The 25,857-nt window shown below is 39.5% G+C and carries 23 protein-coding genes and 1 pseudogene; 15 read left to right on the top strand and 9 right to left on the bottom strand.

All coding sequences use genetic code 11. The annotated features are described in order from the left end of the window. Window positions 1-118 precede the first annotated feature (118 nt). Together H5116_RS01795 and H5116_RS01790 are read left to right on the top strand one after the other, a co-directional pair. Window positions 119-616: a (2Fe-2S)-binding protein gene (locus H5116_RS01795; RefSeq protein ID WP_182715426.1), complete on the top strand. Its 498-nt coding sequence runs from the start codon at window positions 119-121 to the stop codon at window positions 614-616. Then, window positions 613-2,874 (top strand): xanthine dehydrogenase family protein molybdopterin-binding subunit, encoded by a 2,262-nt coding sequence (locus H5116_RS01790; RefSeq protein WP_182715425.1) that lies wholly within the window; start codon window positions 613-615, stop codon window positions 2,872-2,874. The genes H5116_RS01795 and H5116_RS01790 overlap by 4 nt, the downstream gene beginning before the upstream one ends. 63 nt (window positions 2,875-2,937) lie before the next feature. On the opposite strand, the gene H5116_RS01785 is transcribed toward H5116_RS01790, so the two are convergent. Beyond that, window positions 2,938-3,135, bottom strand: a complete 198-nt coding sequence (locus H5116_RS01785) for a CsbD family protein (RefSeq protein WP_002958133.1) — start codon at window positions 3,133-3,135, stop codon at window positions 2,938-2,940. A 285-nt stretch (window positions 3,136-3,420) separates the two neighbouring features. Between H5116_RS01785 and hrpB the strand changes: the two genes are divergently transcribed. From hrpB to H5116_RS01765, 4 genes and pseudogenes are all read left to right on the top strand, one after another. Further along, window positions 3,421-5,847 carry an ATP-dependent helicase HrpB gene (gene hrpB, locus H5116_RS01780; protein WP_182715424.1) on the top strand — a complete coding sequence of 809 codons (2,427 nt, stop codon included), beginning with the start codon at window positions 3,421-3,423 and terminating at the stop codon, window positions 5,845-5,847. Between the two features lie 73 nt (window positions 5,848-5,920). Continuing rightward, window positions 5,921-6,349 carry a hypothetical protein gene (locus H5116_RS01775; RefSeq protein ID WP_182715423.1) on the top strand — a complete coding sequence of 143 codons (429 nt, stop codon included), beginning with the start codon at window positions 5,921-5,923 and terminating at the stop codon, window positions 6,347-6,349. Between the two features lie 87 nt (window positions 6,350-6,436). Further along, window positions 6,437-6,754, top strand: a pseudogene (locus tag H5116_RS01770) (nuclear transport factor 2 family protein); the annotation flags it as partial. Window positions 6,755-6,769: 15 nt separating this feature from the next. Further along, window positions 6,770-7,114: a hypothetical protein gene (locus tag H5116_RS01765; RefSeq protein WP_182695038.1), complete on the top strand. Its 345-nt coding sequence runs from the start codon at window positions 6,770-6,772 to the stop codon at window positions 7,112-7,114. A 207-nt stretch (window positions 7,115-7,321) separates the two neighbouring features. Here H5116_RS01765 and H5116_RS01760 read toward each other — a convergent pair whose 3' ends face one another. After that, window positions 7,322-7,537 carry a hypothetical protein gene (locus H5116_RS01760; protein ID WP_002958138.1) on the bottom strand — a complete coding sequence of 72 codons (216 nt, stop codon included), beginning with the start codon at window positions 7,535-7,537 and terminating at the stop codon, window positions 7,322-7,324. Window positions 7,538-7,707: 170 nt separating this feature from the next. On the opposite strand from H5116_RS01760, the gene H5116_RS01755 reads away from it, so the two are divergent. The 4 genes from H5116_RS01755 (at window position 7,708) to H5116_RS01740 (ending at window position 12,975) form a co-directional block, all read left to right on the top strand. Beyond that, window positions 7,708-9,615, top strand: a complete 1,908-nt coding sequence (locus tag H5116_RS01755) for a DUF1800 family protein (protein WP_182715422.1) — start codon at window positions 7,708-7,710, stop codon at window positions 9,613-9,615. A 9-nt stretch (window positions 9,616-9,624) separates the two neighbouring features. Next, window positions 9,625-10,965: a DUF1501 domain-containing protein gene (locus H5116_RS01750; RefSeq protein ID WP_182715421.1), complete on the top strand. Its 1,341-nt coding sequence runs from the start codon at window positions 9,625-9,627 to the stop codon at window positions 10,963-10,965. A gap of 107 nt (window positions 10,966-11,072) precedes the next feature. Further along, entirely contained in the window at window positions 11,073-11,786 is a 714-nt protein-coding gene (locus H5116_RS01745) for a DUF1499 domain-containing protein (protein ID WP_182715420.1), read from the top strand. 142 nt (window positions 11,787-11,928) lie between these two features. Then, window positions 11,929-12,975, top strand: coding sequence for an NAD(P)-dependent alcohol dehydrogenase (locus H5116_RS01740; RefSeq protein ID WP_076925125.1), 1,047 nt, complete (start codon window positions 11,929-11,931; stop codon window positions 12,973-12,975). Between the two features lie 75 nt (window positions 12,976-13,050). Here H5116_RS01740 and H5116_RS01735 read toward each other — a convergent pair whose 3' ends face one another. Next, the gene (locus H5116_RS01735; RefSeq protein WP_007581242.1) at window positions 13,051-14,256 is read right to left on the bottom strand and encodes an MFS transporter; all 1,206 of its coding nucleotides are present in this window, start codon (window positions 14,254-14,256) and stop codon (window positions 13,051-13,053) included. A 358-nt stretch (window positions 14,257-14,614) separates the two neighbouring features. On the opposite strand from H5116_RS01735, the gene H5116_RS01730 reads away from it, so the two are divergent. The 3 genes from H5116_RS01730 to H5116_RS01720 all read left to right on the top strand — a co-directional run bounded on the left by H5116_RS01730 (window position 14,615) and on the right by H5116_RS01720 (window position 19,394). Next, window positions 14,615-15,913 carry a PAS domain-containing methyl-accepting chemotaxis protein gene (locus tag H5116_RS01730; RefSeq protein WP_170072037.1) on the top strand — a complete coding sequence of 433 codons (1,299 nt, stop codon included), beginning with the start codon at window positions 14,615-14,617 and terminating at the stop codon, window positions 15,911-15,913. 133 nt (window positions 15,914-16,046) lie between these two features. Further along, window positions 16,047-18,203, top strand: coding sequence for a TonB-dependent receptor (locus H5116_RS01725; protein ID WP_182715419.1), 2,157 nt, complete (start codon window positions 16,047-16,049; stop codon window positions 18,201-18,203). Between the two features lie 228 nt (window positions 18,204-18,431). Beyond that, window positions 18,432-19,394, top strand: coding sequence for a TDT family transporter (locus tag H5116_RS01720; protein ID WP_182715418.1), 963 nt, complete (start codon window positions 18,432-18,434; stop codon window positions 19,392-19,394). Between the two features lie 2 nt (window positions 19,395-19,396). On the opposite strand, the gene H5116_RS01715 is transcribed toward H5116_RS01720, so the two are convergent. Further along, on the bottom strand, window positions 19,397-19,588 hold the full coding sequence (locus H5116_RS01715; RefSeq protein ID WP_182715417.1) for a DUF2986 domain-containing protein: 192 nt from the start codon (window positions 19,586-19,588) through the stop codon (window positions 19,397-19,399). A 137-nt stretch (window positions 19,589-19,725) separates the two neighbouring features. On the opposite strand from H5116_RS01715, the gene H5116_RS01710 reads away from it, so the two are divergent. Continuing rightward, on the top strand, window positions 19,726-21,213 hold the full coding sequence (locus H5116_RS01710) for a dipeptidase (RefSeq protein WP_182715416.1): 1,488 nt from the start codon (window positions 19,726-19,728) through the stop codon (window positions 21,211-21,213). Between the two features lie 69 nt (window positions 21,214-21,282). On the opposite strand, the gene H5116_RS01705 is transcribed toward H5116_RS01710, so the two are convergent. Together H5116_RS01705 and H5116_RS01700 are read right to left on the bottom strand one after the other, a co-directional pair. Continuing rightward, complete coding sequence (locus H5116_RS01705; RefSeq protein WP_182715415.1) at window positions 21,283-22,068, bottom strand: putative porin; 786 nt, start codon at window positions 22,066-22,068, stop codon at window positions 21,283-21,285. A gap of 114 nt (window positions 22,069-22,182) precedes the next feature. Continuing rightward, complete coding sequence (locus H5116_RS01700) at window positions 22,183-22,950, bottom strand: EAL domain-containing protein (protein ID WP_182715414.1); 768 nt, start codon at window positions 22,948-22,950, stop codon at window positions 22,183-22,185. Between the two features lie 217 nt (window positions 22,951-23,167). Between H5116_RS01700 and H5116_RS01695 the strand changes: the two genes are divergently transcribed. After that, window positions 23,168-23,350 (top strand): 2TM domain-containing protein, encoded by a 183-nt coding sequence (locus H5116_RS01695; protein ID WP_182715413.1) that lies wholly within the window; start codon window positions 23,168-23,170, stop codon window positions 23,348-23,350. A gap of 76 nt (window positions 23,351-23,426) precedes the next feature. On the opposite strand, the gene H5116_RS01690 is transcribed toward H5116_RS01695, so the two are convergent. From H5116_RS01690 to H5116_RS01680, 3 genes are all read right to left on the bottom strand, one after another. Further along, on the bottom strand, window positions 23,427-23,864 hold the full coding sequence (locus H5116_RS01690; RefSeq protein WP_024593544.1) for an OsmC family protein: 438 nt from the start codon (window positions 23,862-23,864) through the stop codon (window positions 23,427-23,429). Between the two features lie 124 nt (window positions 23,865-23,988). Next, a complete protein-coding gene (locus H5116_RS01685; RefSeq protein ID WP_182695980.1) occupies window positions 23,989-24,129 on the bottom strand; it encodes a DUF2256 domain-containing protein in 141 nt (46 codons plus the stop codon). Window positions 24,130-24,131: 2 nt separating this feature from the next. Then, complete coding sequence (locus H5116_RS01680) at window positions 24,132-25,661, bottom strand: cryptochrome/deoxyribodipyrimidine photo-lyase family protein (RefSeq protein ID WP_182715412.1); 1,530 nt, start codon at window positions 25,659-25,661, stop codon at window positions 24,132-24,134. Window positions 25,662-25,857: the final 196 nt, after the last annotated feature.

The raw sequence follows: 25,857 nt of genomic DNA, 5'->3' as shown, positions 1-25,857 counted from the left end.
TTACCGATAAAAATTTCAATAAATCAATCCTAAGTGGTAGGCTAAAAAAGTAGCAAGTATTCAAACCGTTCTCGCGCAACAAGGCATTCCTTTAAAGCGCTTTGCCAAGGAGTTAAATATGATCACGCTAACCGTTAATGGTAATAAACATGAGTTTACAGGCGATCCGTCAACGCCGGTGCTTTGGTATCTTCGAGATGAATTAAATTTAACTGGGCCTAAATTTGGCTGTGGTATGGCACAGTGCGGTGCGTGTACCGTGCATATTGATGGGGTAGCTCAGCGCTCGTGTGTATTACCTGTAGCGGCTGCAGCAGGGCGTTCAATTACTACAATTGAAGGGTTAAGCGAGCAGGGCGACCATCCAGTACAACAAGCATGGGTTGAGCATAAAGTACCGCAGTGTGGTTTTTGCCAGTGCGGCCAAATGATGCAAGCTGCAAGCTTATTAGCTGCAAACCCAACCCCAACCGACGATGAAATAGTAAGTAATATGTCGGGAAATATTTGCCGTTGTGGTACATACCCGCGTATTCATAAAGCAATTAAATCAGCTGCTAAAACAATGGCGAGTGTTCAATATTTTGACCCAAATGAACAAGGGGAAGAAGTATGAACCAAGATAACAAATACTTTGATTTAAACCGCCGTAAGTTTTTAAAAACTAGCGCAATAGGTGCATTGGTACTTGGTACTTATTTTGTAGGCAGTGCGCCAAGAGCGCTTGCGGGTGTGTTAGAGCAGCCATCTGAGCAAGCAAAGCGCGCAAACTTATTTATTGCACTGCGCCCAGACGGCATGGTTGAAATAACCTGCCATCGCTCTGAAATGGGTCAGCAAATTCGCACCGCGATTGCACAAATAGTTGCCGATGAAATGGAAGCCGCGTGGGATAAGGTTATTGTTATTCAGGGTAAGGGCGACCCTAAATACGGCGATCAAAATACCGATGGCTCGCGCAGTATTCGCTACAACATGCAGCGCCTGCGTGAAATGGGCGCAAGTGTACGTTACATGATGCAGCATGCTGCCGCTAAGTATTGGAACGTTGACCCGCAGACCTGTACTGCTAATCAACACGTTGTTACACACAGCTCAGGTAAATCGCTTACTTATAAAGATTTAATCGACTTAGCGCTTACAATAACGCCACCAGAAGCTGACAAACTAACACTTAAAACACGCAAAGAATGGCGCTACATTAATACTGGCATGGCGCACATAGATTTAGCCGATTTAGTAACAGGTAAAGCAATATTTGCAGCCGATGTACGCGAACCAAAAGCGCTGGTGGCTATAATTGAACGTCCGCCAGTGGTAGGCGGTGTTGTTAAGTCGTTTGATGCCAGTGCTACAAAAGCGATAAACGGCGTTGTAGATGTTATTGAAATACCTGCACCAAAAGGCGCGCCGCAGTTTCAGCCAAAAGGCGGTATTGCAATTATAGCTAAAAACACATGGGCTGCATGGCAAGGGCGTAAAGCATTAAAAGTCGTGTGGGATGATGGCAAAAATGGCGATTACAATTCAGAAGAATTTAAAAAGTCATTATTACAAACAGTACAAACTCCACAGGCAAACATACGTGATAAAGGCGATGCCATGGGCGTGTTGGCTAAATCGAGCAATAAACTCGTAGCTGATTATTACGCACCGCATCTTGCTCAAGCACCGATGGAGCCGCCGTGTGCAACAGCTATGTACAACAAAGACAGTGTTGATATATGGGCTGCTACGCAAAATCCACAAGCCGATATGAAAACAGTGGCTGCCATGCTTGGCATGGATGAGAGCAAAATTAATGTTCACGTTACCATGTTAGGAGGCGGCTTTGGGCGTAAGTCAAAACCTGACTTTTCAGCAGAAGCAGCTTACCTTTCAATGAAAGTAGGCAAACCTATTCGTGTGCAATGGACGCGTGAAGATGACATACAACATGGTTTTTACCATGCTGTTTCGGCTCAGCATATTGAAGCATCGCTAGATAAAAATGGCGCTATAGAATCTTATTTACACCGCACCGCGTTTTCACCAATTACGTCTACCTTTTCAGAAGGGGCGACTACGCCAGGAAGCTTTGAACTACGCTTAGGGTTTACCGATAACCCAATTAACACACCTAACATGAAGTTAGAAAACGGTGATGCGCAAGCCAAAGCACGAATTGGTTGGATGCGCTCTGTATCAAATATTTTTCATGCCTTTGCTATTCAGTCATTTATTGGCGAAGCGGCGCACAAAGCCGGTCGCGACCAAAAAGACTATTTACTAGACACCATAGGTCCGAGTCGCATTGTTGATGTAACTGAGCAAAATGCCACATACGATAATTACGGTGGCGATAAAGAGGTTTACCCTTTAGATATTGGCAGACTGCGCCATGTTATTGAAAAAGTTGCTGACATGAGTAAATGGGGGCGAGAACTTCCTAAAGGGCGAGGTTTAGGCATAGCAGCACACAGAAGCTTTTTAACTTACGTAGCTACGGTAGTTGAAGTAGAAGTGTCGGATGCTGGCGATTTAAACGTAATTAAATCGTGGGTTGCCATTGATGCGGGTACGGTTGTAAACACCGACACCGTTAAAAACCAAACCCAAGGTGGCTCTATTTATGGGATTACAACTGCAATCAGCGATGGTATTACCTTTGATAAAGGCCGCGTGCAGCAAAGTAACTTTCATGATTATCGCGTACCGCGTATGAGCGACTCACCTCTTGAAGTTGAAGTTGAAATTGTACAAAGCGATGCACCACCAGCAGGGGTAGGCGAGCCATCTACACCAGTTTATGCGCCAGCATTATGTAATGCTATTTTTGCAGCGTGTGGAAAGCGTATTAGGCAGTTACCAATAGGTGACCAGCTAAAAGCGTAACTAAATAACCTACAGCTTAAACAAAAAAACCGCCAAAATGGCGGTTTTTTTAGAAGTTAGCGATTAGTGAGTTTTTTCAAACTCATCAACTTCACGCTCTGCTTCTTCTTTAGATTTACCATACTGCTGCTGGATTTTACCCACTAGCTCTGTACGGCTACCTTCAATTTTATCTAAATCGTCGTCAGTAAGATCGCCCCATTTTTGCTGAGCCTTACCTTTAAGTTCGTTCCAATTACCTTTCATACGATCGCTGTTCATAAGTTTCTCCTTACTTAGATTTAATTAACGTTCAGTATAAAAGGAGCAAGGCGTGTACCAATAAGTTAAATTTTTATTTTTCATTTATAATCATGGTGTTATGTTTTTATTGGGGCAGTAATAATTAATTTTTTGAGCACATCCTTAAAAAATGTACAGAGCGGTCTGTAATTATTTCTGATTATGTAACCCTTAATTAAATCCTTTATAACCACATAGCTTTAGCGGCGCGTTTATTTTTGGTTTTTGTTACAATGCACACAAAGCAATTTTTGGTAAATAGCTGTGCTGCCGGTTCAAGACATATATCAACAACTCGTTACTACATTACAAAGTAATCCTATTACGTTATTACAAGCACCGCCTGGTGCGGGTAAATCTACGTGGTTGCCGCTACAACTAATGCGTGACGGGCATTTTAAACGTATTGTAATGCTAGAGCCTCGCCGTTTAGCTGCACGTAATATTGCAAGTTACTTAGCAAAGTGCCAAAACGAGAGTGTTGGGCAAAGTGTGGGTTTGCGGATTAGGGGCGAGAGTAAAGCAAGCGCTAATACGCGCCTCGAAATAGTCACCGAAGGCATGTTAACGCGCATGTTGCAAAACGACCCCGAATTAAGCGATATTGATTTACTGATATTTGATGAATTTCATGAGCGTTCAATTGCAGCCGATACCTCACTTGCCTTTGCGCTCGAGACCCAAAGTGCGCTGCGTGAAGATTTAACCATTATGCTTATGTCGGCAACGCTAGATACAGAGCGCTATACAGCGTTTTTTGACTGCCCTGTAATTCAATCAAGCGGTCGCAGCTACCCAATAGACGAAATATACATACCCATAAAAGATGAAAGCCGCTGGCTTGATGCAATTCCTAACATAATAAAACAAGCACTTAATGAGCAAACAGGTAGCGTATTGGTGTTTTTACCTGGGCAGTTTGAGATACTACGCGTGCAACAAGCACTGAGCGATTTACCAAGTAACTGCCAAGTTGCAACGCTATTTGGCGAGCAAGATAAAGCTAATCAGCAAGCTGCTATTGCTCCCACACCAAACGGCATGCGCAAAGTAGTGCTAACCACCAATGTAGCCGAAACCAGTTTAACTATTGAAGGCATACGCATTGTAATTGACAGCGGCAAGCGCCGTGCAGCGACCTTTAATTTAAAAACAGGGGTTACAGAGCTCACAACACAAAGCATATCGCGCTCGTCTGCTGTGCAGCGTGCAGGGCGTGCAGGACGAATAGAGCCGGGTATTGTTTATCGAATTGGCTCAAAGCAAACCTTTGAGCGACGTAATAGCCACGACAATCCCGAAATACTCACGTCAGACATAAGCCAGCTTATGCTTGAGGCAAAGCAGTGGGGAGCCAGTATTGATGAGCTAACCTGGCTCGATAAGCCCACTGAGCAACAATGTGAGCAAGCAAGTAACCTGCTTAACATGCTAGAAGCTATTGATAGCAAGGGTAAGCTCACACCGCTTGGCAGTAAAATGTTAGGTTTTGGTGCTGATATTCGTTTGGCGCATATGCTATTAAAAGCACAAATACTTGATGAACAACTCCCTGGTATTTTTAGGCTCGCTATTTATTTAGTGGCATTACTTGAGAGCCGAGTAAATAGTGCAAACGAGTTGAGCTTAGCGCTGCATAGCCAGCAGCAACGTCCGCATCCGGTATTTAAACAACAGTTAAAATATTGGCAAAGCCGCTTAAAAGTAAAAGACGAAAACAGCGAATTAAATACGCATTATATAAGTTTGCTGGTGGCATTGGCATACCCCGATCGCATCGCTAAAAAACGTGGTAATGGTTATTTACTTGCCAATGGTGCTGGTGCTGAGTTAAATGCCGATTACTGGCACAACGACGATTACTTAGCTATAGCAACCATGGGCGGGCACAAAGGTGGGCGTATATTTGCAGCCACCGCGCTTAACCCATTTGAGTTACAAGAATTTTTACCGCATTTATTTAGTGAACTTACTCGTTGTGAGTTTGATGAAAAATCAGCGCGCTTTATTCACCAAGATGAAGTAAAGCTCGGGGCTATAACGCTCAGCAGCCAGCCTAGTAAACAAAAACTAGATAAGAGCGAGCGTGCTAAAGCGTGGCTTAGCTTATTTACTAAACACGGTTTTGCTTTATTTAACGAGCAACCTGATGCGCAACAATTGCTGATACGTATGAGCCTAGCAAGTAATTTAATGCCCGATAAATTCCCGCAAATAAACGAGCAACAACTTATTCAAAATGCAGCGCAGTGGCTAGGCGTGTTTTTAGAAGATATTAAAACGCTCACGCAGCTTAAAAAGTTTAACTACTTTGAAGCATTACAAAACTGCTTTGATTGGCAACAACAAACCACGTTAAAAGCTTTGTTACCTTTGCGCTTAACGGTGCCCAGTGGCTCAAATATAAAGATAGAATACCAACTTGATGGCCCCGCAAAGCTAAGCGTGCGTATGCAAGAAGTTTATGGCTTGACCAGTACGCCTATGCTTGCCAATGGTAAATTGCCATTGCTTATGGAGCTGCTATCGCCAGGTAAACGTTCATTGCAACTTACTCAAGATTTAGCCCACTTTTGGGCTAGCAGTTACCGCGATGTGCAAAAGGAAATGAAAGGCCGCTACCCTAAACATTTTTGGCCAGACGACCCAGCCAACAGCGTTGCAACAAATAGAGTAAAGAGCAAAATGTAATTTGCCGTATTTTATAACTTTATTTACTTTAAATAGTGTGTTTTTATATTAAAAACAATAAGGAATGTTAAAAATGAAAATTATATTTGCTGCTTTACTTTTACTCGCATCGGGTGTCAGTGCTAACAATTACCAAGAAGAAGTTGATAAATTTTTTGAATTGTACTCTGGTGAAAAAACAAGCGATGCTGTTGATTCCATTTACGCAAGTAATAAATATGTATCGTCGATACCTGACCAGGTAAAACAGATAAAAACACAGCTATCCTCACTTGATGATCTTGTTGGTGAAATTAATTTCATTAATAAGGTTTCTGATTATAAAGTTGGGGAGCTTTTTGTTCATGTAACCTACCTAGTAACCTACGATAGGCAGCCTATTCGTTTTGAATTTCAATTTTTTAAAGTGAAAGAAGGTTGGAGAATTTATTCAATGTCTTTTGATGACAATATCGATGAAGATATAAAAGAGCTTGCAAGAAAAGCTGCGCTAAAAAATTAATGTATTAATAAATTTAGTCGTTTTAGTAAAAATACTTTTTTAGAAAGAATCGTTATGAAGTGCAAGCTAAGCTTTCTATTAATTATATTTCTTAGCCTTTTAGCCCGTGCCGATGATATTGGCAATCAGCATATTCCGTATCAATCGGATGACTCACGTACTCCTGATGGCAAAGAGCAGATGCGCAAAGGTATGAGTTTTTACTTAGGTGCGCACACGTTGTTTGAAAGCACACTGCTTAATACATTTGTGTTTAACAATACAGGCTTTGCTATTCGTTATAAGAGTCATGCAAAGGGCATTCACCCGCAAAGTAAGCAGCCAATAGAATACACCTCCACAATGATGGAAGTGATTGAAGTTGAAAATGGTAAAGTGGCGATGATCCGCAAGTACCACGAATAACAAATAAGGATATATATGAAACATTTACTTATCGCACTATCAATATTAATGCTTAGTGCATGCGCTAGTACAAAAAGTGATTTTAGATTTGATGGTTCTACACCTGAGTCAACTCAGGCCGGAGTTAATAAAGTTTTAAAGACATTAAAATCTCAAGATGTAATGCGCTTTATAGGCGCCTTAATTGCAATTCAATTTTCTGATGTGCAAAGCGCAGAAGATGTTTTAGGCGACCCAACCATGATGAATGAAATGAATTATTTTATTATTGGTAAAAAAATTGATGGCTTAAATTATTATGAAGTACTGGATCTTGCGAGTTCATCTTCATCGAAAGTGGAAGTTTCGGTAGCGAAATAGTTTCAGCTTTTTTTCTATCTAAAAATATAATTTTACGCCATTGAAGCACTGTATCAATGGCGCTTTTTATACAGTAAGGCTATTTATACATAGCTATTTTTTATGGTAGTTAATTTTTGTAAAGCACCCTATACAGCTAAATGCAGAGTATCGGCATGATCTTGGCTTTTATTATAAGAATAGGCGCTACTTTTATGTTACTGCCTGCTAAACCTCTTTCCCGCCATGGCTCTGTGCAAGGTCATCAAGTTCGGCGCAAGTGTAATCAAAACCACTTTCGTCGTATTCGTATGTCACTTTTACACTATCGCCGCCATTAAAAAGTCGTGTTTTTACATCGTTAACCGGCCAGTCTTTGAGCTCGTGTAAAAATCGGTTAGCAACTTGTGAAGATTCAAAACAATAGCGAATTTCTGTTTTCATAAATAATAAAGCTCTGGCTGTTTACCCCAGCTGCTAGCGCATTATTAATGGGGCGTTCATGATTCGGTTACAAAAAATAAAGAGTTAAATTGTAAATTTTGTGTTTCAATAAATGCATTAAACTCGGTACACACTAACGTACTTTAATTAACAAATGATGACGACTTTACATGCATTATAAATTTGCTCTTATCGCAAGCTCGGTTTTTATACTAAGCGCTTGCGGTGGTTCAGGCTCCGATGATACGCCAACCGTTAACGGAAATAAAATCCCCATTTTGTCAGTCGCTGATATTCCTAGTGAATTAAGTAAAGGCCAAACAATTGAGCTAACAGCAACAGCCAGTGATAAAGACGGCACTATTACATCTGTTGTGTGGCAACAAACGCAAGGGCCTGAACTAATTAGTGGACCTTTAGAGGCAACAACTACTTCAGTAACACTGCTAAATGCGCAAAGTTATAAGCCTGTTGATTATGCTTTTTCGGTAACAGCAACCGATAACGAAGGGGCAAGCAGTGTAAAAACGCTAAGCTTTACTGCACGTAATAATATGGATGACATTAGCGCCGCACGGTTACTACACCAAGCAACAATGGGACCTAAGCTTAGTGAAATACAAAACGCACAAGGTTTAAGCGAGCAGCAATGGCTTGATAAACAAATAGCGCTACCTATTAATTATCACCGTGATTATTTAGTAAAGTTAAATGACGATGATGACTTTAAATACATAAGCCGCATAGACGCATGGTGGAAGGCAGTAATGCAAAGTGACGATCAACTTCGTCAACGTGTTGCATTTGCGTTAAGTGAAATATTAGTAGTGTCGGATGAAAACAGTGCCTTAAGAGGCCAACCTGAGGGCATGATCACTTATTACGATTTGCTACTAAAGCATGCCTTTGGTAATTATCGTGACTTACTCGAAGATGTCACGCTTTCGCCTATTATGGGAACTTACTTAAGCCATTTGGGTAACGAAAAAGCAGACGATGCACTTAATATTCGCCCAGATGAAAATTACGCACGTGAAGTAATGCAGTTATTTACTATTGGCCTTGAAGAGCTAAACCTAGATGGCAGCGCCAAGCTTGATGCACAAGGTAATACTATTGCTACTTACGGACAGGTCGAAATAGAGGGTTTTGCACGCGTATTTACTGGTTGGACGTTTGCCGATAGTGAAACATTTAAGCGTAAAAGTCGTGACTATATTAAACCAATGGAAGCATTTGACGAGTACCATTCTAGTAAACAAAAAACCTTACTAAATGGCGAGGTTATACCACAAGGTTATACAGCAGAAGAGTCATTGCAAATAGCGCTCGATAATTTATTTAACCATCAAAATGTTGCGCCATTTATTACTAAGCAACTTATTCAGCGATTAATTACGTCAAATCCAACCCCCCAATACGTTGAACGAGTAGCTAATGTGTTTGTTGATAATGGCGCCGGTGTACGCGGCGATTTAGCGGCTGTAGTAAAGGCTATATATTTAGATGATGAAGCACGGCATTTTGGCTCAGTGCTTAACTATCAAGGTAAAATTAAAGAGCCTATCTTAAAAACCGTACAGTTTTGGCGAAATCTCGATGCTAAATCTTTGGCTGGTTACTATAAAACATGGAATTTAATAAATAACTATGGGCAAGGGCCCATGCAGTCGGCTTCGGTATTTAACTTTTTTAGGCCTGATTATCAAACCGCAGCTTTGCGAAATGAAGGTATTGTTGCGCCAGAGTTACAAATAGCAAACGATGCAACACTGATTGGCACCATGAATGCGCTTTACGCAAGTTTAGTGTGGAGTACCGCTGAAGCACACAGTGATCTAAATTCAAATGGTATTTATGTTTATATTCAAGACGACATGAATGTTTTAGAGAAAAACGGTGTTAGCGCGCTATTAACTCAGTACAACACGTTATATTTTGCAGGCGCAATGAGCAGTGACACACGCCAAGCATTACTTGATTTAGATGCCTACTTTAATGAAGATCAATACCGTGAACGGGTTTCGTATTTATTATATATGATTGCTATTTCACCTGAATTTAACGTGCAGTATTAGGAACGCATAATGAGCATTAATAGAAGAGAGTTTTTGTCGTTATGTGTAAAAGGAAGCGTATCGGCTGCCGCGTTAACGAGCCTGCAATTACAAGCATTAACTGGAGCGACTAATGCTGTTGAGCTAGGTGATTACAAAGCATTAGTGTGTGTGTATTTATACGGAGGGAATGATTCGTTAAATATGCTCGTTCCGCTTGAAGGCGAGCAACGTAGTGTTTACGAGCAAAGTAGGCAGAACCTAGCGGTAGAGAGCCCACTTGAGCTAAGCATTAAAAGCCAGTTTGCAGGTGGCGTAGGTATTCATCCTTCACTTGAACCGATACAAAATGTGTTTGAATCTCAAAATTTAGCATTTATAGGCGGGGTAGGTACTTTACTCGCTCCCACAACATTGAATGACTATAAAAATAAAACAATAGGTTTGCCTAAGCATTTGTTTTCGCATAACGATCAGCAAGCTGCGTGGATGTATGGTCGAGAAAAACAATCACTTAATAGTGGGTGGGGCGCACGACTTTTAGAGCGTTTAGAGTTACAAGATGAGTTTGCAGCTAATGTATCACTCGACGGTACTAATTTATGGCAAACGGGAAGTGCTAGCAATGCATTTGCGCTTAACAAAAGCGGCATTAGTAGTATTAACGCGTTTGGAGGGTATCAACCTCGTAGCGAGCACGTAACCGCTATTATGAACCGCTTACTAGGCAATACGAGCCATCCGTTAAGTACAGCTTATGCCAATGGCTTAACAAGTGCGATAAATAACACTCAAGCAATGAACAGCGCGTTAGAAAGCGCGCCTGCACTTATTACCCCATTTAGCGATAATAGCCTTAGTGAGCAATTTGCCGCAGTCGCTAAAACAATTAGCGTACAGGCAAAGTTGAGTACTCAACGCCAAGTGTTTTTTGTTTCTATGGGGGGGTATGATACCCACGACAACCAATTAACAACGCACCCTGCTTTATTAAATACGTTAGCTCAAGGGTTAAGTGAATTTGATAGTGCGATGAAAGAGCTTGATATGGCTGATAAAGTGACTACGTTTACTATGTCTGATTTTGGTCGCACGTTGACCTCAAATGGCGATGGCACTGACCATGGTTGGGCAGGGAACCAAATAGTAATGGGCGGCGCAGTAAAAGGCGGCAATATATATGGCGAGCTATTAACTCAACATTTGGATGGCGCACAAGATACCGGTGGCGGGCGTTTAATTCCAAGTGTTGCTAATGAGCAGTACTTTGCCACATTGGCTCAGTGGTTTGGTGTGCCAAGCTCTGAGCTTGTTGATATTTTTCCAAACTTGAGTAACTTTGATCACACAACATTGGACTTTTTTGTGTAATTAGTCGCTAATAGTAATCTAAAAGCGCTTGTTAGTAGTATAAGCTACTGTTTAATAGTGCTTAATTGTTTTAATAATAAAAAATCACACAATATAGGAATCATAAAATGAAAGTTTTAGTGAGCTTAGTTAGTCTAATCGCCTTTTTACTCGTCATACTGCCGGGGCCTTTGTATAAATTTGGTATTGTAGAGCTAGGAACTGCGTTTGCTGGTTTTAAATTTGGTGTTTACGCTGGTGGCGCTGCATTGGTGCTACTTATAGTACAAGCGTTATTTATGCGTAAAACGTTAACGCTAAGCAGTGGTGTTATTGCGCTTGTGTTTTCGGTTGTGGCTATTGCTATGCCACTTAACATGATGAACAAAGCTAAAAGCGTACCGGCAATTCATGATATTTCAACAGATTTAGTTAACCCACCAAGATTTGTAGCAATTGCGCCACTGCGTGTTGAAGCACCAAATCCAGTAGAGTACGCAGGTGAAGAAACGGCAGTACAGCAACGCAAAGCATACCCTGAACTGGCAACGTTAAGCTTTGCACAATCTAAAGCCGATTTGATGGCAGCAAGCGAACAAGCAGTTAAAAATCTTGGTTTTGCAGTGGTAAGTGCAAACACGGCTACAGGTATTGTAGAAGCTACTGATACAACCACATGGTTTGGTTTTAAAGACGATGTGGTAATTCGTATTAAAGATGAAGGCAGCCAGCGTTTTGTTGATATTCGTAGTAAATCGCGAGTAGGGCGTAGTGATTTAGGAAAAAATGCAGAGCGCATTCATTCAATTATTAATGAACTAAACAGCTTACTTGCAAAATAATTAAATTTAGCGCCCTAGTACTAACGATTGAGCCCAAACACTGTTTGGGCTTTTTTGTGCCTATTTTATATTGTCAGGTTCTATTCACGGGCTATGGACTATGCTGTTGATGATTTAAATTTTTAACCACTATGGAGTTATTATGAAAACAGTAGGATATGCAGCAAAAAGCCAAGGTTCTGAATTGACAGAGTTTTCTTTTGAGCGCCGCGATTTGCGAAATAACGATGTAGAAATTGAAATTTTATACTGTGGTGTGTGCCATTCAGATTTACACGCCGTACGAAATGATTGGGGTGGCAGTGACTACCCGCTAGTACCTGGGCACGAAATTGTTGGTAAAGTTATGTCGGTAGGTAGCGACGTTAAAAAATATAAGCAAGGCGACACAGTTGCTGTGGGTTGTATGGTTGATTCGTGCCAAAGTTGCGATCAATGTGATAACGACGAAGAGCAATTTTGCCGCGAAGGCATGGTTGGTACGTACGCAGGCAAAGACCGCGTTAGTGGTGAAATGACCCAAGGTGGATATTCTAAGCATGTTGTTGTACGCGAAGAATTTGTACTTTCTGTACCAGAAAATTTAGACCTTTCACGCGTTGCACCGCTACTTTGTGCAGGTATTACTACGTATTCGCCACTTCATAAGTGGGGAGTACAAAAAGGTAGCCGTGTTGGTGTTGTTGGTCTAGGTGGGCTTGGTCACATGGCCGTTAAAAATGCAGTTGCAATGGGCGCAAGCGTTACGGTAATTGGCCGTAGTGAGTCTAAAAAAGATGATGCGGTTAAATTAGGCGCTCAGCACTATTTAGTGTCATCTAATGATGACGAAATGAAAGACTCGCAATCTGCCTTTGACGTCATTATAGATACAGTCCCTGTAAAACATGATTTATCTATTTACACACCGCTACTTGATGTAGATGGTACATTAGTTATTGTTGGCCAAGTTGGTCCGGTAGATGAGCTAAGCACGGTGCCATTATTAATGGGTCGCCGTCGTATTGCAGGTTCACTTATTGGTGGTATTGCAGAAACACAACAAATGCTCGACTTTTGTGGTGAAAACAACGTGCTACCTGAGTGCGAAATGATCAACATTGACGAAATTAACACGGCATACGAGCGTATGGAAAAATCTGACGTACGATACCGCTTTGTTATTGATATGGCATCGTTAAACGCTTAATTTACTAGGTAAATTAAAAATAAAAGAGCCGCTAATTAGCGGCTCTTTTTGTATTTTAAATTAACTCGAACTCAGTTAATTAGTAGCTTGCGCTGTTGGTTGCTGTTTGTTTAGTTGTAAGTAACTTAATAGCCACATACCCAAACCACCTAAAAACAATGCAGCTGCTACGTAACCTGTTTGATTAGGTGCAGCACCTTGCGCTATTGCAATTCCGCCGACCCAAGGGCCTATAGCATTGGCAGTATTAAATGCGCACTGTACTAAGGCACCAATCATAGCGTGGCCTTCGGGTGCAACGTCCATTAAAAGCGTTTGAATCAGCGTAGCTAAGCCCACACTGCAACCAATAAAGAAGATCACCGCGTAAAGAGCCCAAATATTATGGCTTGCCGTTACATAAGCGAAGGCAAATACAATGGTACATACAAGCGCAAGGCCAGTCGTTTTAATTGCTGATTTATCGGCAGCTTTACCCAGTACATAGTTACCGAGCGTACAACCAATACCAAACATTACCATTGCGATAGAAATAGTATATGGGGCTGTTTTTGTTACCACTAATATGGTGTCGGCAATGTAAGTATAAATACAAAACACCCCGCCAAAGCCAATAATTACAATACCCAAAATAGACCAAACCAGTTTGTTTTTAAGGACGCCAAACTCGTTTAGTAAGTTAGAAGGCTTAGCGTTATCAATATTAGGCACCACTTTATAAACAAAAATAAAAGCAATAAATGCAAGCACTGCAGCGCCGGCTAAACAATACCGCCAACTAAGGTTTTGACCCACAAGTGTTACAACAGGCACACCAACAATAGTAGCCACAGTTAAACCCATAAACACCTTTGACATAAAGCTAGCACGTTTACCTTTAGGGGCAATATCAGATGCTAATAAAATAGCCGCGCCAAAATATGCACCATGAGGTAAGCCACTTAAAAATCTAAATATAACCAACTGCTCAAGCGAGGTTGCCATTGCACTGAGCCCATTTGAGACAAACATTAAGCTTATAAAAATGAGCAATGCTTTGCGCTTTCTCATATTAGCAGTTGTTAGCATTAAAATAGGCGCCCCCACTACAACACCAATGGCATAAGCACTAATTGCATAACCACTTTGTGATGGCGTTGAGCCAAATGTTTCGCTAATTAATGGCAGCATAGGCATCATCGAAAATTCAGATAATCCTAAAATAAATGTGCCAAGCGCTAATACGAGTAAAATAGCAGTTCTGTTAAGTTGACTAGATGCCGACGTTACATCTGATGTCATAGATGATCCCTTAGGTTTAATTTAAAAATGAAACTGCACAATAAATTCTGAATAGAAAATATTATATGTATGCTTAAATTTTGGTGTGAGAGGGTAGTCTGTGAGAGCGTTATTTTAAGTTAAAAAAAGTACAGAGTCATGCATAAATTAGTGGTTTTGTTAGGTTTTTAAAATGTTAATTAGAAGAAAACACTACTTAATATTTATAAAATAAAAAAACTATTTATAAAGCAGGTGCCTATAAGGTATTAAATATTAGCAGAAAGGCTATTTAAAGCTTATATTTACAGTATAGTTACATATTGATATCACATTGATTTGCTAATGTTTGTCCTAATTTACTCCTTAAGGTTTTTATATGTTTGGTATTTCTAAAAGAAACGCAAAAATTGAAGAAATGGAGCTTCAATTAATTCAAAAGCAGTCTGTATTATCTGCAATTAATAAGCATGTAGCTTATATAGAATTTACACCTGAAGGAATAATATTAGACGCAAACCAATTGTTTTTAAAAACCATTGGTTACAGTAAAGAGAAAATAATAGGTAAGCATCATCGTATGTTTTGCGAAAGTGAGTATGCCAGCTCACACGAATACAGTAAGTTTTGGCAAGAATTAAAGGCTGGTGACTCTAAAGCAGGAGCGTTTCTAAGATATAAAGCGAATGGCGATAAACTTTGGCTTGAAGCAACTTACTTCCCGGTAGAAGAGCGCGGCGTAGTTACCAAAGTTATTAAAATAGCCTCTGATATTACAAATAGTTACATACAAAGAAAAGCGCAAGAAGCTATTGCAAATGCACTCGACAAAGCTTTAGCCACCATAGAGTTTACCCCAGAGGGTAATATTTTAAGCGCAAATCAAAACTTTTTAACGACAATCGGATATAGCTTAAAAGATATCGTAGGTAAGCATCATAAAATGTTTTGTACGGAAGTATTTTATGAGAAAAATCCACTTTTTTGGAGTGAGTTAGCGCAGGGGCAATTTAAGTCAGGGAAGTTTAAACGTATTGCCGCCGATGGTTCAGAAATTTGGTTAGAAGCAACTTATAACCCAATTTTAGATAGCAAAGGTAATGTAATTAAAATAATTAAGTTTGCGTCGAATATCACTGCTCGTATTAAAAATAATAGTGCTGTAACTGAAGCTGCTGCAATAGCATATGAATCGGCGGTATCTACTGCGCAAACTGCTAAAAAAGGCTCTGAAATATTACAAAGCTCTGTCTCAAACTCCGACGCGATTGTAAGCCAAGTACTTAAATCGGTAGATTTAATTAAAAACCTTAATGAACAATCCGCTGTAATAGGTTCCATTGTTTCTACAATTAGCAGTATTGCCGATCAAACTAATTTACTGGCACTTAATGCCGCAATTGAAGCAGCGCGTGCTGGTGACTATGGCCGAGGTTTTGCCGTAGTAGCTGATGAAGTAAGGCAGCTGGCAGCTAGTACGAGTAGTTCAACTAATGAAATAGCAACGGTTGTTAAAAATAACCAAGAGTTAACCAACGATATATCAAAGCAAATAACGTCAGTTTCAGACTCTTCAGAGCAAGGGCGAGAGCTTATTGCTAATGTGTCAGAAGTTATTAAAGAGATTGAGCGCGGAGCTGATATAGTTTCTCAAACTGTAGCAAAGTTAAATACTTAATTTATTATATGACCTTTTAGATTAAACACACCTAACAACATTCTAAATTGATAAAGTGCGACAATATGTCGCGCTTTTGCTTTTGCAGTTCACACTATAATTACGCTAATTATTACAGTGGCATAAATTAAAAATGGTTTATAAAAGCAAAACTCAAAAAATTTACTTACTTACCCCTGTCGCACTTTTTATTAGTGGTGTCTTATCACCTTTTGCATTTGCTGACGATACGTCTTTAGAAGTTATTGAAGTACACGGACATGCTCAAAATAAACATTTAGCACTGGGCTCGTCAGAATCATTATTAAGTGATTTAGGTGTCGATTTTTCAGCAGCGGGCGGCGTATCTAACCTCCCTGTTTTAAATGGTTTAATGGGCGACAGAGTTAAAGTGTTGATTGATGGCGCAGATGTTACCGCTGCATGTGCTAATCATATGAACCCGCCACTTTCGTATATCTCGGCTAATCAAATTACGTCTTACAATGTGGTTGCAGGCGTATCGCCTGTAAGCGCGGGCGGCGATAATATTGCCGGTGTAATAAGCGTTAATTCTATTTCACCACAGTATAGCGATAGCAATGAATTAGGTTGGCACTCAGGTTATGTGTCAGCAAAGTACAGTAGCGTTGATAACGGACGTAAACTTGGCGTGGGTGCACGTTTAGCAAGTGATACGTTTAGCCTTAATTATCAAGGTTCGTTTAGTGACGCAGATAGCTATGAAGACGGTAACGGCGACGTAGTACTTGATACATTGTACCGAGCACAAAATCACAGTTTAACCGCAGCTATACGCGATGATAAACAGCAATTAGTTATAAAGCTAACCCATCAAAAAATCCCGTATCAGGGATTTGCAAATCAGTATATGGATATGACCGATAACACCAGTTACGGTGCAATAGCTCAATACAAGCGCTCCTTTGAAAATAGCGAGCTTGAAGGGCAAGTTAACTGGCATAGCGTAAAGCACGAAATGGGTTTTTTCAGTGAAGAAAAAACAGGCATGATGCCAATGAAAACTGATGCACAAGATATAAGTACGCAGCTAAAATGGCGTATTGCGCTTGATAAAAATAGCAGTATTTTACTCGGCCAAGAATATTACAATTACAGCATTGATGATTGGTGGCCAGGTATTGAAGGCTCAATCATGATGGGACCAGACGATTACGTAAATATAAACAACGGTAAACGAGAGCGGATAGCGGCATTTGCAGAATTTGAGAGCCAAGTAAATACAAAGTTATGGTTAAACGCAGGCGTACGCATTGAAAGTATTAATACCCACGTTGGAGAGGTTCAATCATACAACGATGGTATGAGTATGATGGATATGAGCGATATGAGTAGTATGCAAAGTATGTCCATGAGCGATACATCTATAGATAATACCATTGCTGCTGAGAACTTTAATGCTGGCGACGGAGATAAAACCGACACCATAGTTGATGCTAACTTATTAATTAACTACCAAATAACAAATTATGATGAGCTGCAATTTGGTCTTGCCCGTAAAAACCGAGCGCCTAATTTATACGAGCGATACAGTTGGGGTGTAAGTACCATGGCAACCACCATGATTGGTTGGTATGGCGATGGTAATGGTTATATTGGTAACCCTGATTTAGACGTTGAAACTGCGCATACAATAAGTGCTACTTATATTAAATCGGCTAAAGATGACCGTTGGCGATTAAGTACCAATGTGTGGTATACCGATGTGAGCGACTATATTGATGCTGATATTGTAAGAAGCTTCAATAGTTATGACTTGGACAACACGGCGCGTAACATTTTTCAGTTCACTAATGTAGATGCCATTTTGTATGGTGCAAAAATAGATTTAACAGCCAACATTTATGAATCTAAGGATTTAGGTAACTGGCAGTTACGCGCCAATGTTACTAATACGAGAGGCAAGCGCGACGATACTAACCAGCCGCTTTATCAAATTAAACCACTGCAAACCCAGCTAGGTATTAGCCAGCAACTAGGTCGATTTGAAAATGCATTATCTTGGCAGTGGGTAGATACTAAAAGCCGTGTAGATAATAATCGTTTTGAAAACCAAACAGACAGCTACAGCTTGGTTAATTTAAGCTCTAAAGCCACATGGGGTGCATTAACGCTAAGCGCAGAAGTGAGTAATGTGTTTGATGAGTATTACCAACTCCCACTAGGTGGTGTAAGTATTGCGGCACTTAAGCAAGGTAGTAGCAGCGGGTTTGAACAACTTGCAGGGCAGGGGCGTTCATTTAATGTAAGTGTTAGTTACGCGTTTTAATTAACGTCATATTCAAATTTAAAATAAAGCAAAAGCCATAACCACGTTATGGCTTTTTTTGCGCTTTAATAATTAATAACTAATACGTAAGCCGTAAACTTATTTTATGAAATATTTGTACGAAAAAAGCGTTCTATTAAGCACGCTTGTACTAATTTTACAGCGTTATTTTAAGGCAATGCAGTAAAAAGCAGTAACTTGTTCATCACCCAATGATTAGGAAATACAGTGTTTAAGCAATTTAAAAATAAAGTGATGGGTGCGCCAACGGCCATGGCTGGTTTAGCTTTGGGTATTGCCAGTATGGGGTGGGCATGGGAGAACGTTTTTAATTTAAATTATTACGGGCAATTTTTGGGAGCTGTTTTTGCTAGCCTATTAGTTTTACTTTTGGCTGCTAAATTTTTACTACACCCTCATTTATTAAAAGCCGATTTAGCACACCCAGTTGCAGGAAGTGTGATCCCTACATTTGCAATGGCTAATCTTGTTATTTCAAACTCAATTGGGCAATTTAACCCATTGGCTGGTGATATTATGTGGGTTTTAGCTTTTGTGCTGCATCTCACATTTTTGGTGAGCTTTTTATACCAGCGAGTAAAAAAGTTTAATTTTGAAGATATGGCGCCCAGTTGGTTTGTGCCACCAGTGGGGATAATTATTGCAGATATTACTTTTTCGGGAAATCCGACATTAGCGTGGTTAGCTTATAGCGCGTTAGTTATTGGTATATCAACGTACGCTATAATGCTGCCAATTATGTTTTACCGTTTTTTATTAGCATTAAAAAGTGACTACGAAATACAGCCAACACTTGCCATTTTAGCTGCGCCTGCCAGTTTAACATTAGCGGGGTATTTTCATATTGTAGCTAATCCATCACTCTTTATAGTGGGCGCATTATTTATATTAGCGATAATAAAAACACTAATTGTTTATGTGTTATTTATAAAGTTATTACGCAGACCTTTTACGCCTAGCTACGCTGCCTTTACGTTTCCAATGGTTATTGGGGCAACTGCATTATTTAAAATGGCTGATTGGATGCAAAGTATAAACCTCGCAATACCATATGTAGATGCAGTTAATTACTTAGCTACGTTTGAGCTTATAGTTGCCACGGCAGTAGTGTGTTATGTAAGTGGTCGGTACTTTTGCCACTTTAAATTATCAAAACAACAGGTAACGTAAAGTTACTCTTGGATTATCTGTGGCTCATTACTTTCTTGTTCAGCTAGTTTTTCGCGCTCAGCTTTTGATACATAAGACGGTTTGTTGCTTTTATGCAATTTAGCGTTAGTGCGTTTATCTTTCTTTTGAAATTTAGTGACGATTTTTTTACGACGGTTCACAATTAAATACCCTGTTAATTTTAAGTCGCGCATTATACAGTCATCCTCATAAAAGCTGCTATATAAATATTCAGCTTAAGTAATCTGCGCGTTTGGCGTAAAGAGCTATAAGTAAGCGCTTCATAGCGTTATAATTCCCACTCTTAGTTATTAATTAAATGGGAATTGTTTTGAAAAAGTTAGCTTTAGCCAGTATTGCTTTATTTGCGTTTGGTGCTCATGCGCAGTTAAATAAAAATATTGATAGCGTTGCCGATTACGCAGTAAATACCTACCAAAATGCTCAAATACACACTCTTACCAATTTAGTTGCCTTTCCTACGGTTAATAAAGCGAATATAAAAACGCCACAAAACCAAGATTTTATTGGCTTTAAAGCACTTTTAAAAATGAAAGCCGCAGAGCTTGGTTTTGACTACCAAGATTTAGGTTATACCGTACTAATCGGTATGGGCGAGCAAAGCGAAAAAGTAACGGTAGTAACGCATGGCGATGTGCAACCTGCAAATGCTAGCAAATGGAAACAAAGCCCTTTTATTATTGATACATCAGAGCCTGGTAAATTAGTTGGTCGTGGCACTGAGGACGATAAAGGTGCAATAGCAACAGCGCTTTACGCCATGAAAGCAATTAAAGATAAAGGCATAACCCTTAATAACCGTATTGAGCTTATGATTTACCTTGCTGAGGAGTCTGATTGGGGTCCGCTTACTCAATTTATGAAAACGTATGAACAACCAAAATATGCAGTAACGATTGATGCATCATACCCTGTAGTGGTTGCCGAGAAAGGCTGGAGCTTAATTGCACCTACTTTTAATGCAACATCACCACAAACGGGTTTATATGTAAAGGATGTAACTGGCGGTGCGTTTAGAAGCCAAATTCCAGAAGACGCCAGCTTAGTGCTTCACAATGCAGACGCGGCACTTATTAATACATTAAAAGCAAAAGCTAAAACATTAAATAAAGTTGAATTTAACTTTAGTGAAAAAAGTAATGGTTTAGCAATAAGCGTTAAAGGTATGTCGGCGCATTCATCTGAGCCGGAGTCGGGTATAAATGCTATTGCTTATTTAGCTGAGTTATTTAAAGGTGTGAAGCTTGAAAATAACAGTGACGGCGAGCTAATCGACTTTGTGAATCAGTTAATTGGTTTAGACATTCACGGTAAACAATTTGGCGAAATAGCTTACAAGCACGACTTTATGGGCCCAATGACAGTGGCACCAACCGTTATTGAGCGCGATGGTAATGCGCTAACACTTGCTGTAAATGCACGTCGCCCAATGGGTAAAGACGAAGCTGTATTACAAAAGCAAATTGATGATGCACTCGCTAATTGGCAAGCTACTAACAATGTAACACTTGCTAACATAGAAACAATTATTGGCACACCTATGCTACTTGATGGCGCGCCACATGCGCAAAAGCTGCTTGATATTTTCAAGCATTTTACGGGCGACGAAAAAGCTGACTTTGTATCAATAGGTGGTGGCACTAACGCAAAGCTGTTTGATAATGCTGTATCGTTTGGCCCTTCAATGCCGGGTAAGCGCTACACAGGTCATTCAGAGCATGAATTTATGACACTTGAGCAACTTGAACTGAATTTACGTATGTACACAGCAATGATGATAGAGCTTGGTAATATGTAGTTATAGTTGTTTAGTAAAAGCCGCCTTGGTTAACTGAGCAGACCCAGCAAGGCGGCTTTTTTGTGTTTATTAAAACTGGGCTACAAAGCTAAGATTGTATATATCATAGTTATCATTATCAGTGTAATTAGCTGTGAAGTAGTAGCTATCATTAATAAAGTACTTACCTTCAATAACTAAATCAGAGTCGTTTGAGCCAATACCGACTGCAACATGTTTATTGAAGTAATAGTTTGCGAGCACATTAAAAACTGAGTCGTCGCCAACATCTAGATAGTCAACATTTACAGCAAAATAGCTGTCATCATAAAGGTGGGCAAAGTAACGTGATGATAGGTCCCACGACTCTGTTTCATCATCTGTTTCAACAGTAAAACCAATGTAGTCGGTGTCGTTAATTTCATGATTATACTGAGCTTTAAACAAATAAACTGTATCACTATATTCATAATCTAACATACGTACAGATACTTTTAGTGAATCAGCAAATAAGTAACCTAAACCTAGTGAATAGTTGTCGGCATCACCAATATTAGGTAGTTCAAAAGTTGCAAAAGCATTGCCGTAAAAACCTTCTCCAAAAATACCTTTTCCACTGTAACCATCTGAATTAAAATAATTTAAGCCTATATTACTATCTGTATCCAAGTAGCCATAATCATCCCAAACACCAGAGTTTTGCTGCTTCTCAAAGTAATAGTGAGTTGATAGCCCATACACATCATCGCTGTAATAATCAGAATCAATTTTTGCGTAGTTTATAGAGTTAAACCATTGTTTTGATTCTGACTGCTCAGCGTTTACAGACGCTGTGCAGATAAGTGTGAGTAAAGTGAGTGGCATTAAAAAGCGCATAAGTATCCCTTCTTATAATTGAGTAAACTTGTTACTAGAATGGGTATTATATTAATGCAGTTTTATAAGGCAATTAAATGATTGTAATAAAGTGTTTGCATATTGTAGGTTTTCCTAATTAAAAAAGTAGGTTACCTCAGGCAAGTTTTCGAAGCTTGGTTTGGCAAATAAATACCCTTGCATAAGCTCAACACCTGCGTTTTTTAGCCACGTATATTCTTCTACTGTTTCAATTCCTTCAGCCAGTGCGGTAATGTTTAAGTCGCGAAACATATTTAAGCAATGAGTTACTATTAATTGGCGTTTTTTATCGTTGCTTATATCGCGTATTAGCGCCATATCAAGCTTGATAATATCTGTTTGAAAGTCAGCCAGTAGATTTAAACCAGAATAACCTGCACCAAAGTCATCGGTAGCCGTTTTAAATCCGAGAGACTGGTAGTAATCAACAACGCGTTTAATGTGTGCGGTGTCTTCTATTTTTTCTACTTCAGTAAATTCAAACATAATATTTTGAATAGGAAAGTTATACTTTTTTGCAGCTTCGAGTGTGGTGCGTATACATCGCTCAGGTTTATAAATAGCATTAGGTAAAAAATTAATACTTAGCATTGATGTTATGCCTAACTTTGAAGCTAGTTGAATGGCTTTAATACGGCAAAGCTGATCAAATGCATAGCGATTGTCTTCATTCACTTTTGAAATAATTGAATAAGCAGACTCGCCATTTAAACCTCTAACCAATGCTTCATAGCCATAAATTAGGCGAGTTTTACAGTTTATAATCGGTTGAAAAGCCATAGAAAAATCAAATTCAAGATCGTTGGCGTCAGCACAATTACTACATGTCACTTTTTCACAATCTTTTGATTTTTCGATCACTTAGTTCATCCTCTGATGTTTATTTTTAAAGTTAGTTGAGGGTAGATCCTAACACAAATAGATTAAAGTATTAGTTTATATTTTTTTTAACGTAATAAGTGATTATTTATATGTGAGTAATATGATGACTAATGTCATGCTATTTAATGACATTTGGCAGGAGTTTGCATTTCGTTTTTATATAAAAATAGATTTATACATTAACAGGAGGATAAACATGAATACATCAACAACAATATTTCAAAGTTTTAAACAGTATACAGTTGCTTTAGTGTTTTTAGGATTAATTAATTTAATTACATCACCAAACACCTTATGGGTGATTTGGCCCGCGCTTGGCATGGGGATCGCTTTATTATCTGAAGTCTTAGGTATAAGCAGCTCTAAAAAGGTATCTTGATGATTAGTAAGCCAAGTAATAATTTACTTGGCTTTAATTTAATGTGCTTTATTTACAGTAATCTAAACCTAAATATTTAAAATGCTGATTGAAGTGTCGCATCTAGTGATATTTCGGTATTTAAGAGTTTTGAAATAGGGCAGCTCTTTTTGGTTTGCTCACATAAAGCTTGAAACTGCTCGTTTTGAATATCATCAATACGCGCTTTTACCTCAAGGGCAATATGCGTCACCGAAAAACCATCATCTACTTCATCAAGGCTTACAGTGGCTTTAGTATCAATTTTATCTGCGGTAAAGCCTGCATCACCTAATGCAAGTGAAAGCGCCATACTAAAACATGCACTGTGCGCTGCACCTACTAATTCTTCAGGGTTTGAGCCCGCCTCATCTTCAAAGCGGGTATTAAAACCATAAGGTTGTTTATTAAGCGCGCCACTTTGAGTTGATATGCTACCTTTGCCTGTTTTAATGTCGCCAGACCATGTTGAACTTGCCGTTTTTTTAATCGTCATCATCTTCTCCTTGCTAGAGTGTAAGCTTTTCAGGTTATCTAAGCGTTATTTACAAAATAAACTTATATAAAGCCTTAAAAGCACTAATTACTGATGATGTTGCAAAATAGGCGCCAGTTAATTGTTACCCCTGTTTATTTCGCTTACAGCGCTCTGAACAGTAAATAACGTTATCCCAGTCGCGCTGCCATTTTTTACGCCACGTAAAAGGTTTACTACAAATAGGACACATTTTTTGAGGTAAGTTTAGTTTTTTGTGCGCCATGCTTACTTAGCCTTACTGTTATTTTTAGTATCCGTTTTACTTTTTGTTCGAGTAACTTTTTGAGTACCCCCAACGTGCTTTTTAAGAATTTTCCCTATGGCACGTTTAACATCGGCTCGCTCACGGTATTGCCATAAGCGTTCGCGTGCTTCTTTTGAGGCCGCTGTTAAATCAAGCATGGGTTCAGGGTAATCCTCCCCTAACTTAAAGTCGTTAAAGATTGCTTCCATTGGAGTTTGCTCCCAAGGCTGATGTAAATATTCAATAGGGAGTTTTTCAAGCTCGGGGCACCACTTTTTAATAAACGAACCTGTTGGATCTTGATCTTCTGATTGCTTAATTGGGTTGTAGTGCCTAATGGTATTAATACCTGTGACCGAGGCTTGCATTTGAATTTGCGGATAATGAATCCCTGGCTCAAAATCTAAAAAGTAATTAGCGAGCGGAAAGCTTGCTTGCTGCCAACTTATATTTAAATGATGCGTTACAAAGCTTACAAGCATGGCGCGCATTCTAAAGTTTATATAACCGGTGGCTTTTAAGCAGCGCATGCAAGCGTCAATAATTGGAATACCTGTTTGACCTTGCGCCCAGCGTTCAATATCGTTTTTCACACGTTCATCATCACGATACGGAAATACGTGATAACCCGGATTAAGAGCTAAAAACTCCATAGAGCACTCGCTTTCAAACTTTTGCATAAAGTGGCAGTGCCAATGCAAGCGCGATACAAACGCTGCTAGTGGGCGTTTCCAACCTCTTTTGTCAGGGTGTTTTGAATGATATTCATCAATGGTCATTTGATACACTTGCCTAAGGCTAATGTTCCCCCATGCTAGATAGGGCGAAAGCCGAGAGCAGTGGGTTTGGCTTAAACTTGGGCTCGATATTCCCTTTTGATAACCTTTACCGCGCTCGGCAAAAAAACTCTGCATTACAGTTCGCGCATGCAGTGGGCCACCTTGTTGAAAGCTGTCGTGATCTTGAGTGTAAGCGCTTGGCAGCTCAGGCGCTTGATAGTTATTAAGGGTAATTGTTTTTATACTCTTCCAATTAGGAACAGCAATAGGTGCTTGCATTGTTTGCTGCCAGCGTTCGTTCCAATTATTACGATTTTTTTTGCCGCGAATTACAGCGCCTGTTTGCGACTCTTGCCAATTAATGTGGTTATGCTGGCACCATACTTTTATTGCCTTATCGCGCTCAAAGGTGTTGTTTAAGCCTATTTCTTGATGGCTAAAAATATTAACTATTTCAAACTGCGTCTTTATCGACTCAAGTAAATCGTTCATATTTAAATTAAATATATAAACACAGGCGTTAAAACGCGCTAGCTGATTATTTAACTCAACTATCGATTGATACACAAAGCGCCAGTGCCGCTCATTGTAGTGTGCATCTTCGAGCAGTAATGGCTCAAAGTTATAAAGCAACAGGGTCGGTAAGCCATTACTAAATGCATTTTTTAATGGTTGATGATCGCTAAGACGTAAATCACGTTTAAACCACATGATGTTTATTTTTTCTTTCATACTGGCAATATTAAAACCGTGGCATTATAAATAATAGGACAAAACCAATACGTATTAAATGTAAAAGAAGACTAGTGTAAAAACGATTTTGATATAGGCAACTCATGTTAAGGTGATACTAAAATGAGTCGCCAATAAAAGAAGTATTATAAATAGGGAGAATTACCGTGATACTTAAGCAATTTTGGCACTTGCA

Origin of the sequence: Pseudoalteromonas sp. SG45-2 (assembly GCF_014164115.1) — a bacterium.
In the GTDB taxonomy this organism is placed as follows: domain Bacteria; phylum Pseudomonadota; class Gammaproteobacteria; order Enterobacterales; family Alteromonadaceae; genus Pseudoalteromonas; species Pseudoalteromonas distincta.
Note: the sequence above shows the minus strand (reverse complement) of the source record. Positions and strands in the feature narration are given on the sequence as shown.

Excerpts from the sequence above, each read along its gene's own strand:
- H5116_RS01795 (WP_182715426.1), top strand. The coding sequence starts at position 119 with ATGATCACGCTAACCGTTAATGGTAATAAACATGAGTTTACAGGCGAT.
- H5116_RS01790 (WP_182715425.1), top strand. The coding sequence starts at position 613 with ATGAACCAAGATAACAAATACTTTGATTTAAACCGCCGTAAGTTTTTA.
- H5116_RS01785 (WP_002958133.1), bottom strand. The coding sequence starts at position 3,135 with ATGAACAGCGATCGTATGAAAGGTAATTGGAACGAACTTAAAGGTAAG.
- H5116_RS01775 (WP_182715423.1), top strand. The coding sequence starts at position 5,921 with ATGAAAATTATATTTGCTGCTTTACTTTTACTCGCATCGGGTGTCAGT.
- H5116_RS01765 (WP_182695038.1), top strand. The coding sequence starts at position 6,770 with ATGAAACATTTACTTATCGCACTATCAATATTAATGCTTAGTGCATGC.
- H5116_RS01760 (WP_002958138.1), bottom strand. The coding sequence starts at position 7,537 with ATGAAAACAGAAATTCGCTATTGTTTTGAATCTTCACAAGTTGCTAAC.
- H5116_RS01755 (WP_182715422.1), top strand. The coding sequence starts at position 7,708 with ATGCATTATAAATTTGCTCTTATCGCAAGCTCGGTTTTTATACTAAGC.
- H5116_RS01750 (WP_182715421.1), top strand. The coding sequence starts at position 9,625 with ATGAGCATTAATAGAAGAGAGTTTTTGTCGTTATGTGTAAAAGGAAGC.
- H5116_RS01745 (WP_182715420.1), top strand. The coding sequence starts at position 11,073 with ATGAAAGTTTTAGTGAGCTTAGTTAGTCTAATCGCCTTTTTACTCGTC.
- H5116_RS01740 (WP_076925125.1), top strand. The coding sequence starts at position 11,929 with ATGAAAACAGTAGGATATGCAGCAAAAAGCCAAGGTTCTGAATTGACA.
- H5116_RS01735 (WP_007581242.1), bottom strand. The coding sequence starts at position 14,256 with ATGACATCAGATGTAACGTCGGCATCTAGTCAACTTAACAGAACTGCT.
- H5116_RS01730 (WP_170072037.1), top strand. The coding sequence starts at position 14,615 with ATGTTTGGTATTTCTAAAAGAAACGCAAAAATTGAAGAAATGGAGCTT.
- H5116_RS01725 (WP_182715419.1), top strand. The coding sequence starts at position 16,047 with ATGGTTTATAAAAGCAAAACTCAAAAAATTTACTTACTTACCCCTGTC.
- H5116_RS01715 (WP_182715417.1), bottom strand. The coding sequence starts at position 19,588 with ATGCGCGACTTAAAATTAACAGGGTATTTAATTGTGAACCGTCGTAAA.
- H5116_RS01705 (WP_182715415.1), bottom strand. The coding sequence starts at position 22,068 with ATGCGCTTTTTAATGCCACTCACTTTACTCACACTTATCTGCACAGCG.
- H5116_RS01695 (WP_182715413.1), top strand. The coding sequence starts at position 23,168 with ATGAATACATCAACAACAATATTTCAAAGTTTTAAACAGTATACAGTT.
- H5116_RS01690 (WP_024593544.1), bottom strand. The coding sequence starts at position 23,864 with ATGACGATTAAAAAAACGGCAAGTTCAACATGGTCTGGCGACATTAAA.
- H5116_RS01685 (WP_182695980.1), bottom strand. The coding sequence starts at position 24,129 with ATGGCGCACAAAAAACTAAACTTACCTCAAAAAATGTGTCCTATTTGT.
- H5116_RS01680 (WP_182715412.1), bottom strand. The coding sequence starts at position 25,661 with ATGAAAGAAAAAATAAACATCATGTGGTTTAAACGTGATTTACGTCTT.